13 protein-coding genes are annotated in these 12,396 nt (G+C 24.2%); 4 read left to right on the top strand and 9 right to left on the bottom strand.

Annotated features, from left to right (window positions below):
• Positions 1-148 precede the first annotated feature (148 nt).
• From JNUCC81_RS05525 to JNUCC81_RS05515, 3 genes are all read right to left on the bottom strand, one after another.
• Complete coding sequence (locus JNUCC81_RS05525) at positions 149-1,288, bottom strand: AI-2E family transporter (RefSeq protein ID WP_454095670.1); 1,140 nt, start codon at positions 1,286-1,288, stop codon at positions 149-151.
• Between the two features lie 421 nt (positions 1,289-1,709).
• Entirely contained in the window at positions 1,710-1,850 is a 141-nt protein-coding gene (locus tag JNUCC81_RS05520) for a hypothetical protein (RefSeq protein ID WP_454095669.1), read from the bottom strand.
• A gap of 106 nt (positions 1,851-1,956) precedes the next feature.
• On the bottom strand, positions 1,957-2,520 hold the full coding sequence (locus JNUCC81_RS05515; RefSeq protein WP_454095668.1) for a GNAT family N-acetyltransferase: 564 nt from the start codon (positions 2,518-2,520) through the stop codon (positions 1,957-1,959).
• A gap of 396 nt (positions 2,521-2,916) precedes the next feature.
• Here JNUCC81_RS05515 and JNUCC81_RS05510 point away from each other — a divergent pair, with 396 nt between their 5' ends.
• Entirely contained in the window at positions 2,917-4,722 is a 1,806-nt protein-coding gene (locus JNUCC81_RS05510) for a M56 family metallopeptidase (RefSeq protein WP_454095667.1), read from the top strand.
• 75 nt (positions 4,723-4,797) lie between these two features.
• Here JNUCC81_RS05510 and JNUCC81_RS05505 read toward each other — a convergent pair whose 3' ends face one another.
• Together JNUCC81_RS05505 and JNUCC81_RS05500 are read right to left on the bottom strand one after the other, a co-directional pair.
• Positions 4,798-5,607, bottom strand: coding sequence for an SH3 domain-containing protein (locus JNUCC81_RS05505; protein WP_454095666.1), 810 nt, complete (start codon positions 5,605-5,607; stop codon positions 4,798-4,800).
• A 458-nt stretch (positions 5,608-6,065) separates the two neighbouring features.
• On the bottom strand, positions 6,066-6,608 hold the full coding sequence (locus JNUCC81_RS05500; protein ID WP_454095665.1) for a hypothetical protein: 543 nt from the start codon (positions 6,606-6,608) through the stop codon (positions 6,066-6,068).
• Positions 6,609-7,029: 421 nt separating this feature from the next.
• On the opposite strand from JNUCC81_RS05500, the gene JNUCC81_RS05495 reads away from it, so the two are divergent.
• From JNUCC81_RS05495 to JNUCC81_RS05485, 3 genes are all read left to right on the top strand, one after another.
• The gene (locus JNUCC81_RS05495; protein ID WP_454095664.1) at positions 7,030-7,833 is read left to right on the top strand and encodes a MerR family transcriptional regulator; all 804 of its coding nucleotides are present in this window, start codon (positions 7,030-7,032) and stop codon (positions 7,831-7,833) included.
• Between the two features lie 183 nt (positions 7,834-8,016).
• A complete protein-coding gene (locus JNUCC81_RS05490) occupies positions 8,017-8,757 on the top strand; it encodes a hypothetical protein (RefSeq protein ID WP_454095663.1) in 741 nt (246 codons plus the stop codon).
• Between the two features lie 123 nt (positions 8,758-8,880).
• Positions 8,881-9,198, top strand: a complete 318-nt coding sequence (locus JNUCC81_RS05485) for a hypothetical protein (RefSeq protein WP_454095662.1) — start codon at positions 8,881-8,883, stop codon at positions 9,196-9,198.
• 179 nt (positions 9,199-9,377) lie between these two features.
• Here JNUCC81_RS05485 and JNUCC81_RS05480 read toward each other — a convergent pair whose 3' ends face one another.
• The 4 genes from JNUCC81_RS05480 to JNUCC81_RS05465 form a co-directional block, all read right to left on the bottom strand.
• On the bottom strand, positions 9,378-9,740 hold the full coding sequence (locus tag JNUCC81_RS05480) for a hypothetical protein (protein WP_454095661.1): 363 nt from the start codon (positions 9,738-9,740) through the stop codon (positions 9,378-9,380).
• A gap of 417 nt (positions 9,741-10,157) precedes the next feature.
• Positions 10,158-10,463 carry a hypothetical protein gene (locus JNUCC81_RS05475; protein ID WP_454095660.1) on the bottom strand — a complete coding sequence of 102 codons (306 nt, stop codon included), beginning with the start codon at positions 10,461-10,463 and terminating at the stop codon, positions 10,158-10,160.
• A 293-nt stretch (positions 10,464-10,756) separates the two neighbouring features.
• Positions 10,757-11,002: a hypothetical protein gene (locus JNUCC81_RS05470; RefSeq protein WP_454095659.1), complete on the bottom strand. Its 246-nt coding sequence runs from the start codon at positions 11,000-11,002 to the stop codon at positions 10,757-10,759.
• Between the two features lie 796 nt (positions 11,003-11,798).
• Complete coding sequence (locus tag JNUCC81_RS05465; RefSeq protein ID WP_454095658.1) at positions 11,799-12,272, bottom strand: GNAT family N-acetyltransferase; 474 nt, start codon at positions 12,270-12,272, stop codon at positions 11,799-11,801.
• Positions 12,273-12,396 lie beyond the last annotated feature (124 nt).

The following is a 12,396-nucleotide window of genomic DNA, read 5'->3' as shown; positions in this document are numbered from 1 at the left end:
TGACTACATTTATTACGCTTTATTAACATTTCATAATTATCCCAAATACGCATAAAAAAATGACCTATAAATAGGCCATTTAAAATATTAATTTAGTTGTATCTTATATTAATTAATCATCTATAGAATAATATATTATCTCAAAATCTTAAGAAATATCTATATCCTTATTTTTAAGTCTTTTGTTTACAGTTTGTGAGAATAGTTCATACACTACACTTAAAAGTGGCATTCCTAATAACATTCCTAAAATTCCAAATAAATTACCTCCAACAACTATAGCTAGTAATATCCATAAAGATGAAAGACCTAAAGAGTTTCCTACTACTACTGGATATATAAATTTACCATCTATTTGTTGTATCGTAATTATTATTACTAAAAATAATATTACTGCTGTAGGCTTTACCATAAGAATTATAAATGCAGATATGGCTATACCTATGTATGTACCAAAAATTGGAACAAAATTTGAAATAGGTATTAATATACTTATAAGCAGTGCATATGGTATTTTAAATAATGAAAGTGCAATAAAAAATACTGTTCCTAGTATTAACCCATCTGTAGATTGCCCTAATATAAATCTAGAGAATTTATAGTTAGTTAACTTTAGTACATATAATATCTTTTCACATTTCTTTTCACTAATAAAAGCATATATTAATTTTTTAAATTGTATCATAAGTTTTTCTTTACTAAGTAAAATATATATAGCTATTATTACAGCTAAAAATAAATTTACAAAGAAATTAGTTATACCAAGTGTAAAGTTAAATAAATTAGATATAAGCATATTTGTAATATTGCTAATATATAATAATCCCTTTTGAATTAGTGATGGTATATCAGTATTTAAATATTTAATTACGTCTAACTTATTTAAATTTTCAGTTATGTAATTTTGCAGTGATTTTATATAGTCTGGAATTCCATCAGTTAAAGTTATTAAACTATCAAGCAACTGAGGCACTATGTAATTTATAAATGCACCTATTAAAACAGAAACAATTGTAAGTGCAGATATCAAAGCTATAACTCTAGACATTTTTTCTAAATATTTATACTTTTTACCTAAAGGCTTTACTATTTTTTCTTCAATAAGTTTCATAGGAATATTAATCAAAAATGCAATTGCTCCACCTATTATAAATGGTTTAAATGCAGTTATTAATTTCCTAAAAGTATTTGGTATTAACGTTGGTTTTATTATAATAATAAGAAAAATCATTATATATGTAACAATAATAAGTTGATTTTTCAACTTTAAGTCTTTTAATTTATTCATTAATGTCCTCCTAAAAATAGTATTGAAAATACTATAGTATATACTTCCTAAATTTGTCATCTTTTATTATAGTTTATATTATCTCACTTAATCTATCATTTTTATAAATTATTAAACTAATCTTTTTATTATCATAAATATTAACATTTTAAATTACTTTAAAACACCTTTAAAATCTTCACTTCAATTTTACTAACTTTTTCCTCATGTAATTTTAAGCTTTCTTCAAAATAATTCATTAATATCATCCTTCCTCTTTGATAATTATTTACTATGGTTAAATGATATCATCAAATTAAATACATTAAAATATTATGGAAATTTAAAATAAGTTTTGGTCATAAAGGATATTTTATTAACGCATTATTATAGATTTAAAATTATTAAAAAATAAAAAAATACCTACACAAAGTAAGTATTTTTATCTGTTTTTCCAAGAAATTAGTTTCTCCCAAGGATCATTTCCAAAACAAATTCCTAGTAAAACCCCAAATATTAATATATAAAGAGTATATATTGGTACTACTAAAAATTTTTTAAAATTACTTTTTAGTATATTCATATTTCTCTCCTTTTATAAAAAATATATAGACTTATAATAGCCTATATATTTTATTATAGCCCAAAGTTATAAAATGCTCTACATTATTAAATTCCAAATATGTTAATTACTTATCATTTTCAAAAGATATATAATAATTATTTCTGTACAGTCTATAGTAATAAAATTCTCTATCTTCATTTTCTCCAAATACAAATAAGGTTTTAGTAGCTAATTTTTCAAATCCTGCTTTTTCAATTACCCTTTGAGATGGTTGATTTCCTATTTGGATTATTGCCATTAAAAATTCTATATCACTATTTTTAAAAATCCAATTTATAATAGCTTGACTAGCTTCTGTTGCATATCCTTTATTAAGATGGTCATGGTCTATAAAGTATTCAATTTCTGTTTCATTATTTACTTCTTCTTTAGAGTCAATTCCAATAAACCCTATTAATTGATTAGTCTTTTTTAAAGTAATTCCCAACATTACAGTAGGATTTTCTCTATTATATTTTAGATACTGCCCCACCCTCCAATCAATCCAACTTATAGTTTCACCCAGGGTGCTTTCAAAGTCTGGCATCCATTTTAAAATATGTAATTGATTTTCTATTTTATTTAAAGCTTTTGCATCACTACTAAAAAACTCTCTAATTACTAATCTCTCGGTTTCAATTTTAATCAAAATTAGCCCCCCAATTAAACCTTATAAATAATCACTTTATATCTTATTATTTTTTATTTTATTTTAGAATTATTAGTTTCTATAATATATATTTTAATAAAAAAAATAATTATATATATAGTTATTAATTTCAATCCATAAAAATGCAATTTCAGTCCATTTTAGTTATAAATATAAAGTATACATCATTCAATTTTATGAACCACTTATATAAAGGTTAACTTTTTTCATATGGTTAAAAGCCGATATTATCTATTTTAGATATTATCGGCTTTACTTTATCTATATTATTTAGAATAATTTACCTTGACATTTTTGGATTACAAGTGTAATATTAGCTTAAGAATTACAATTGTAATCTTTAACTAGGGGGTTTGTTATGAGGAGCAAAATAATATGAATGAATTATTTAAAACTATAGTTCAAAGTACTTTTTATGCAAGTGTTATTGGTGTTTTTATATTGCTTATTAAATTTATTTTTAAAAATAAATTAACACCTAAGTGGATTTATTTAATTTGGATGATATTGATTATAAAACTTATATTTCCTTTTGGTCCACAAAGTAACTTTAGTATATTCAACAAAATAGAAACTAAAAATATTATTTACACGGACATATCAAAAAATAAAAGCAATATAAATAAACCAGTACATAAAACTGAAAATATTAGTACAAACAAAGATATTAATGAAAATATAGAAAATATAGAAAGAAATAATCCTATAATGCCTATAGAAAAAACTTCTATAAATAATAACTTAAGCTTAGGTCATATATGGATTACTGTATGTTTAGGATTTATTATACTTTTTAGCTTTTCGTATATTCTATTAATTAAAAACTTAAGAAAAAATCAAATAACTTTAGACTCAAGACTCAAAAAATTATTTTTTAAATCGAAACAAAAAATGAATGTAAAATCTAGTATTAGATTAATTTTGAGTGATACAATGCGATCTCCCGCTATAATGGGAATTTTTAAACCTACTATTGTACTTCCTTTAAGTATTATTGATTTAGAGGATAAAGAACTAGAATATATATTTTTACATGAGTTATCACATTTCAAACGAAAAGATAATGTTATGAATTGTGTATTAATAGTTCTTCAATCAATACACTGGTTCAATCCATTTTTATGGTATTTATTTAGACAAATAAGAGAAGATATTGAACTTGCTACGGATGAAAAAGTACTTTCTAGTTTAGAACATAATGAGTATAACAATTATGGTATTACATTATTAAATGTAATTTCAAAAGTTAATAAGCTAAGATTTTATCCAAATATAATTAGTATGGCAGATGATAAAAAAGGGGTGGAAAAAAGGATTATGAATATAAAATTTATGAAAAATAAAAAGAAAAATGGTATAGTTATTACTTTAGTGGGGGTATTAATTTTAGTAGTGGCATCTCCAATATTTTTAACTAGTGCAAAGTCTAGTGCTAAAAGTAATGAAGATAAGATTGTCTCAAGTAAAGATACGTTAAGTGAAGTTCAACAAGGCTACTTTGATATAATTGAAAAGAAAAAGTTAAATGAATTTATGACTAAATCTGATGTTGAAAATATTTTAAAGCTTGTAAATATAACACCTGAAAAAGATAATAAATCTAAAGGTGAAGAAATGTTTAGACAAGGATCAAAATATTTAACATTAAGATATGAACCAGAAACTCAAGAACTATCTAGTTTAAATTATAAAGACACTAAAGAAAATGATGAAGTTACTTTATACGGCTCATATTTAAAAAATTATCCAGAAGTTGCTGAAGATAAATCATTTAAAATACTTATCGATACTAAAAACTTAAATACTTTAGAAAAAATATCAAATAATATAAATTATAATGGTGCAGATAAAAAGCTATATGATACATATCTATCAATAGTTAAAGATGTTCAAAAAAATCCATCTCTAACAAAAGATGATATAATGAATAAATATAAGGGTTTTAAAAATTCTAATAAAAGAATCATATTAGAAGGCAATGGTAAATTAATAGTTTATCATGACTCAGATGGTAAGATACTTTTCATACAGTTATTTTCAAATAATAACTCTGAGGCACCTTTATTTGATTCTTCTACATCAAATAATAAACCTGGACCTGGATATAATAATTCTATAGTTATAAATTTAAGCGATATTATAAATCAAAAAGATCTTTTTACTAAGATTATAAGTAATTAAAATAAAATTGAGTATAACTTATATAAGTTATACTCAATTTTTTATACTATAAAGCTAATACTTAAATATATAATTCTACCAATTACCTTTTATATTTGTATTTACAGAACTATTCATAATATTAGTGTTCGCAAATGCATAATTTTTACCTCCATTTTTAGACATCTTTGATACAGGCTCATATATATATATTTCTGATCCAGATAAGCTACTACCTATACATACATTAACCCATAGAAGATTTTTTTTAGCCCTTCCAGTATGACAACCCTCACTTGGATAACATAAAAAATTAGACGCTGAACTACTAGTTGGAGCTGGATAAGTTCCTAATAAAGTTGTTCCATCATATGCATAAAGATTAGTAGTTTTAACAACTCTCATTACTGGTGCTCCATCATAAAAAAACTTCGGATTATTTTTCCAATATCCAACACCATTGTATCCTCTATACCAACCTGTAGCCCATCCACTAGGACTTAAAAAATCTATTTTATACCATTCATATCCTGATGAATCAACATGTTTATTTCCAGTAAAACAGAATGATTCTTTTACATTTAATTGTCCTATTTTCCTATTTGAAGTACTAGGTCCAGTTCTAACATTTAATACTGAATCTGATTTATTTACTCCGTATTGTAAATATCCAGCTGTAGCATATTCACCTTTTGTTAAATCTCCTAGTGAATCAACATTAAGCATCTTTTTCATTTTTTCTATATCCGTAATTATTTTTTCTCTAATTTCATCGCTCATTTTTAAATCTAATATATCTGGTACTGATTGTATTATTGTTTCAGTTTTTTTACCATACAAATATTCACCATCAGGTGTTGGAGCATTGTTAGGGAAATCAGCTAAATCTAAAGGGTTTAAAATCATAAAAAACACTTCTTTCTTTATTTATTATTTTAGGTTCTAAAATCTTTTATAAATTTGCTACAATAGTAGATATAAATTTTATCTATTTTTGTCGAACCTAAGATATAAATATGTAAAAATAAGTTTTTATGTTACAGAATATAAAAATGTAAAAACATTTTTATTTTTCGTAATATTTCAAACATTCTTATTATTCATTTTTATGAAGTGTCATATTTACTTTAATTGTAAACTTCTACTTTCTTAACTAACCCATATTTAAGTTTAGAGATTTATTATTATAAAAGTTTAAGCGACTTACATATATTTAAATCTATCTAAATTGTTTATTTTACCTTAAGATACCTATGAAAACATATAAAAATATCATAGACAAAAATTAAAGTAAATTTGAAAAGAATTGAGTAAGTTCATAAAAATAAAATAAGTTCCTACGAAATCATATGTTTTTTTAAGCACTAAATTTTTGATACTCCATCTAAAATTTGAGCTACAATTTCATCTGTGCTCAAACTACCATCTACAACTAAATCTGAGTTAGGCTTTATTATTTTTATATGTTCTAAATAAGAAACTCTAGCCTCTGATAGATAGCAATTCATATCATTTTTCAGTAAGTCAGATGGCTTGTCTATCATATCTCTTAATATACGCCTAGCCATTGCGATGTCTAAGGGTGTATCTATAAAAACTGTGAAATCAATATAAGGTGCTCCTTGCTTATTCTTATATGCAAATGGATAATCTAAAAGAAGATAATCAAAATTATTTTTATCTAATATCTCTCTTATATCATTTACTAATACCTCAATATTCCAATCATTAAAATCTGAACCATTTTGTACCCATTCAAAAAAATCTTTAGGATACTCTTCAAATTCATAATCATCAAAGTAAATAGCTCTACATGAAGGCAATTTCTTACTTAATTCATTTATAGTTGTTGTTTTTCCACCACCTGATACAGCTGAAACTGCAATTACAATTGGATTTTTCTTCATAAATTCCCCCTATATATTAAATATGTTATTACATACATAGAATATAGTATCATACTCTATTTAATAAAACTCCCAGATATGCCAATTAAAACAGATGTTTTCATGGATATTAATAAGAGATACTATTCTCTAAAAACACATTTATTTGAATTTTAAGGGTTTTATATTTATAAAGTAAAATTTTAAGACTAGTTACTTTCACAATAGTAGAAAATGAAATTATAAATACCAGTTATAAAATTAAATAAGTTCTTAAATTTTGACTAAAAATAAATGCTAAATTCTACCCATAGATTAGCTATATTAATATTTAAAAATTTTATATTAAAATTTATCTAAATTAATTATTGACTCTATCATTATGGTAGACTTTATAATAAAAATGAGCTCAGAAATAACATATATATGTGAGGTAAATAAGATGATAAAGATTGGCGATTTTTCAAAATTCACTCGTATTAGCATTAGAATGCTTAGACATTATAATGAAATAGGACTTTTGATTCCAGATACAATAGATGAATCTAATGGATATAGATATTATTCAGAAACACAACTTGATAAAGCAAATAAAATAACAGCTTTAAAGTTTATGGGATTCAGTTTGAATACAATCTCGGGGTTACTTTCAAGTCATGAATCTGACTTAGTAAAGGAAAGACTTTTAAAGAGAAAAGAAGAGCTAATTCACGAAGGTGAACTTATAAAAGAGAAATTAAGACTTTTAGAAAATACAATTAATAGATTTGAATTGGAGGATTATTTAATGAAATATACTGTAAACTCAAAAGAGATGCCTCGCAGAAAGGTTGCTAGTTTAAGAAAAACAATACCAAGCTACGATATGGAAGGAATGCTTTGGGGAGAACTTATGAACTCTGGTCTAGATATTAAAATAGCTTACCCTTGTTATTCAACAGCCATCTTCCATGATGGTGAGTATAAAGAATCTGATGTTGATGTTGAAATACAAATCTCAGTAAAAGAATTAGGAAACTCAGTTGGAAATATAGAGTTTAAGGCAGTTCCTGCTCAGAAAATAGTTAGCTGTGTATTTAAAGGTTCATATAATCAAATAAATGATGTTACAGAATCTATAATTTCATGGTCAAATCAAAATAATATTGAACTAGCTGGACCAATGTTTAACATATACTTAGTTGGACCTTATGAAGAAAAAAATCCAGATAACTTTGTAACAGAGGTCTGCTTTCCTGTGAAATAATTTTTATATTAAGTAAAAATGCCTTTAGAATCCATGTATTTAGATTCTAAGGGCATTAATTTTATTCTAAATATGTAAAAGTTAAATTTAAGTAATAGTTGCTAGTTATAGAAGTTTAAAGTTAAATTTTGATATAATTTTTATTATTTTATTTAAGTGTGAAAAATACAAAGGAGAATATATATGATTCATATAAAATATGAAAATGAAACATTTTGGGTTAAAGGTTCTTTAGATTTAGGCTACTTAGGAAAGTATATTAATGAAACATGGCAATCGTTTGATGATAATTCTATGATAGCTATTGAGGATTACAACGAGGGAATATCAGGTATCATTGAAGATTTAAGAGAGAACAATGATTTAGAGGGATATGGATGGAGTTTTTTATGTAAATATTTAAAAAGGGATGAGTATAATCATGAAAAAGTTATCCAAGCAATGGAGTATTATTTTAATAAACAAGAAGAAAAAATAAAGAAGAATATAAAACAGTTTAATAGTAATTTTCTTAGTTTCATATTTAATGAACTTTGTTCGACAGCATATCTGTTTTGGAAAAATCCAAATACTATTATACAAGAGTATATGCCGAAAGGATATGAATATGAAAGTAATAAACGTTTAGAGGAAATTATTTATGAGCCAGTAGCAAGTTTATTTCAAGAATTATATTATGAATATTTTGATGGGAGCTCTAATGATGGAACAATAAATAAACCTGATATTGAGAACATGATTCGTAATCACTTTCCAATGTTTAATTTAGATGGGCTAATATCAACACTTAATCCAGGAAGTATTATATTGAATGGAAATACTATGAGTTTTCAGTGTGATGATGGATGGGGAAGTAATATTCTATGTTCAACTTATGCAGAGATTAAAAGAGATTTATCTTTTAATGATTGGCATAATCATTAAGAATAGTCTAAATAACTAACTAGCCTTTAAAATGGAATTTAAGGGGGGGGGGGTTATAAATTCTATATTTTTTAAATTTGGTGATATAATAAAAATTAATAGTTTTAAAGAGAGGGGATATAAATGCCGATTTTAACAATATTAATGGCTATTTGTTTTTTTTATCGGAGTAATAAGTTAAAAGAAACTAAAGATATAGAAAAATATGTATGGGGATACCCTAAAAAAATCAAAGATAGAGATGGATATATAAAATTATATTCTAAAATATATTTTTCAGATGGATTAATTTTAACTGCACTTGGAGTGTTTTCTATATTAAATAAATATTATTTTGATTTGTCTATCAAGGTATTACTAATATTACTTTGTATAGTATTCATATTAGCTCTTATACAATCAGTTGTAATTGAGAAAAAGAGCAAAAAATTTACTTATTAAAAATAGAAGATACTATTCACTAAAAACACATTTAAAGATATCTAGTAAAAAAACCCTTAGAATCCAACTAAATGGATTCTAAGGGTTTTAACTTTATCTCAAATACATAACTAGTCCCTAAACTGAAATTTTAGGTTTGTAAAAATATTTTACATAATTTGGTCTAATTTTCACCATATTTAATAAGATTTTGTAGAACTTACCTTTTTGAACATCTTAGTATCATTGCCTTTTTTGACTTCAACAAACGAGATAACCCTATAAGTGTATCCTATATTTAGCGTACTCGTTTTTTTTATAGAGATTAAATTTTCTTTTTCAAGTTTATTCCATTCATTTACATTCTCCCATTTTGAATTTACTTTCTTTTGAAGTATTGATTTCATTTTTATTTCATTTATACTTTTGCTACATTTCACAGACGTATTTATTACGGCTAATCCTTTATATGAAATTTTCAAATCTACATCAAATTTCTTTACTGGGTTATCAAATTTACTTATTGCAAATATAAAACATAAACATATAAAAAACAATACCATTCACTTACTATTTTTAATTTTTTGCACCTAATCCCACCCCCTAATCTATACTTAACTTAATTTAAAGTATAAATATAAGCAAGTTATAAAAGGTTACAAATTAGTAAATTTATTAAAAATGTAGCAGTTCTTGTCAACTTATACTACAATTGTAGTGAACTAAAATGTAATATTAGCACTTTTTTAAATACTTAAAATAATAATTATCACTTCAAAGGGGGTAATATGAAAAAATATAGATTAAGGTTTATAGCATTACTTATAATAACTTTATCTCTTTAGATCAATATCTTTAACTTTTTCAAATCCTAGATTAGTCCAAAATTCATAAATATTTTTATTATAATTATTTACTACATCAATTCTAATAGATTCAGAATTTGATGATTGTAAATATTGTTCAAATAAATTATAAATTTATTTTCCAATACCTTTTGACTTGTAGTCTTTATGGATCATAAGTAAAGATAAATAAGAGATTTTTCCAAGTCTGAAATCTAATAGACCAATAATAGCATTATTCTTTTTATCAATAACTTTACAGCAATTAAAATTAATACTTTGCATTTCCCTAAACTCTTTAGTAATCCATTTTAAATCAATTTTAGAAACTCCAATATGATTAATAAGAAAGTCTACGTTAGAATTGTATATATTAACAAACTTATCTAAATCTCCAGTAGTAGCATAATCTATACAATAATCTTTGTTTTCAAGACTCATTTAAAATCCCCCTTTATTTAAGAGTAGCAGATTTAAGTATTCCCTAAAAACAGATTTAAAGATATCTAGTAAAAAAGCCCTTAAAATCAATTTATTTGAATTTTAAGGGCTTTATACTTGTTTTAAATGCACTAGTCCCTAAAGTGAAATTTTAGGGCTAGTTATTTTTAATATTAATTTAAATAATTTTTAGATGTGTTATAGATCAATTAAGTATGTTCATCAAATTATTGTTTTTGTGCACATAAAAAGAGAGTGAAATTATTACTCTCTTAGTTCTAAATCAAATGAAGTTAGTTATTACTATTTCTTATTTTTTCTTCTAATATTTCTGCTACTACTAGATATGCAATACCTACAACTAAAGAAACTATACTTAGTGTTTTAAGAGTATTCCCTATATAACTTAACATATGTGAAAATAGTTCTGCATCCCAAGAAGAAACATTCGAGCTAAAAATTGCTGCACTTATATATCTTGTTGAAAATAATATTGCTGATATTAAACAAAATATTGTTCCTGTCCCTCTTCTATTCATATTTCATCCCCCTACTTTGTTATTTATTTTTTAATTTGATAACTTAATTATATAATACCTTTAAATTTAGAATATGTTCACTAAAACAAATGTTTTTATGAACAGTATAATAAGACACCTTTACTATTAAGTTCTAACATTTAAAAGCCATTACTTTACCTATTTTTATAGGCATGATAGTATATTCTGAAACAAACACCATCAAAAATGGGAGTATTACCATTTAAAACAATGTATCATAGTGAATTTATATTTAAATTCGCTATATTAACTTACTTAGCTTGTTTAGCTTGTTTAGCCACCAATCAACAAAATGAGGATATTCATTTTTACAACAGTCTCTTAATTCAACATATTTAAGCTATGAAAATTTATTTACATCATAATTCTCTTCAATAAAGCTACACATTTCATTTAAATTAGTATGATTAACTTTTTCATCTATAATATCATTAAACTATTTGTTCCACTGTAATTTAAGTTTTTCAAAATGTAAATCATCAAAATTTAAAATAAGTATATTAGTTGACCAACGCTTATTTTCTTCATCAAAGTTTTTCCATCAATTAAATTATACATACAGCCTGTAATTATAACAAAATTAATAAATCATCATTGGAAGTAATGATTAACCATGATTCATTACCATTTTCATACATCATCTAAAATCTTCTTAATTCAGCTTTAAAGCTTGATTTTATTTACTATTAGCATTATTAGTTTATAAACTAAAAGAACAATAAATTTAACCTTACTGTTCTCTTGATTTATAATATATAGTTATACTTGTGTTATTTTATTCGTTTGGATAAATATAAACTTCACTTTGTAATTTTTCTATCCATTCATCATATATAAAACCTAAATTAAGTAATAAATTTTTCGAAGGAATATTTTCTTTTTTAGTCATTGCTATAATCTCACATTCAGGATAATTTTTTCTAACTAGTGGAAGCACAGCCTTTAAAGATTCAATTATATATCCTTTTCTAGAGTAAATTGGACTAATCGCATATCCTATTGAAATAGTTTTTTCTTTTTTTATAATATAAATATCCCCTAAAAGAGTATCTGTAATTCGGTCACTAATAGCAAATCTAATCCCTTCATTAATGTTTTTATGACCTAACAAATCTTTTCTATAGTCGTCTTTTGATAAATATTTTAGGTTTTGATGTTTCATCCATTCTTCATTATTTCTATAAGCTATAAATAATTCTAAATCTTTTTCTTTAAAGCATCGTAATATGCATCTACTAGTTTCAATCATTATATAACCTCACTTATAAATTTAATTGGCACTTTATAACAATCTTTAATTTAATTATAGCAGAACTTATAACTTCTTATTATGAACACATCTATTTCCCTGTAATTTAAATATTAATTTTAAT

Source organism: Faecalimicrobium sp. JNUCC 81 (assembly GCF_053667625.1).
The sequence above is the reverse complement of the archived record's forward strand: the minus strand, read 5'-3'. Positions and strand labels throughout refer to the sequence as shown.

Excerpts from the sequence above, each read along its gene's own strand:
- JNUCC81_RS05485 (WP_454095662.1), top strand. The coding sequence starts at position 8,881 with ATGCCGATTTTAACAATATTAATGGCTATTTGTTTTTTTTATCGGAGT.
- JNUCC81_RS05510 (WP_454095667.1), top strand. The coding sequence starts at position 2,917 with ATGAATGAATTATTTAAAACTATAGTTCAAAGTACTTTTTATGCAAGT.
- JNUCC81_RS05525 (WP_454095670.1), bottom strand. The coding sequence starts at position 1,288 with ATGAATAAATTAAAAGACTTAAAGTTGAAAAATCAACTTATTATTGTT.
- JNUCC81_RS05500 (WP_454095665.1), bottom strand. The coding sequence starts at position 6,608 with ATGAAGAAAAATCCAATTGTAATTGCAGTTTCAGCTGTATCAGGTGGT.
- JNUCC81_RS05495 (WP_454095664.1), top strand. The coding sequence starts at position 7,030 with ATGATAAAGATTGGCGATTTTTCAAAATTCACTCGTATTAGCATTAGA.
- JNUCC81_RS05490 (WP_454095663.1), top strand. The coding sequence starts at position 8,017 with ATGATTCATATAAAATATGAAAATGAAACATTTTGGGTTAAAGGTTCT.
- JNUCC81_RS05475 (WP_454095660.1), bottom strand. The coding sequence starts at position 10,463 with ATGAGTCTTGAAAACAAAGATTATTGTATAGATTATGCTACTACTGGA.
- JNUCC81_RS05465 (WP_454095658.1), bottom strand. The coding sequence starts at position 12,272 with ATGATTGAAACTAGTAGATGCATATTACGATGCTTTAAAGAAAAAGAT.
- JNUCC81_RS05470 (WP_454095659.1), bottom strand. The coding sequence starts at position 11,002 with ATGAATAGAAGAGGGACAGGAACAATATTTTGTTTAATATCAGCAATA.
- JNUCC81_RS05505 (WP_454095666.1), bottom strand. The coding sequence starts at position 5,607 with ATGATTTTAAACCCTTTAGATTTAGCTGATTTCCCTAACAATGCTCCA.
- JNUCC81_RS05520 (WP_454095669.1), bottom strand. The coding sequence starts at position 1,850 with ATGAATATACTAAAAAGTAATTTTAAAAAATTTTTAGTAGTACCAATA.
- JNUCC81_RS05480 (WP_454095661.1), bottom strand. The coding sequence starts at position 9,740 with ATGGTATTGTTTTTTATATGTTTATGTTTTATATTTGCAATAAGTAAA.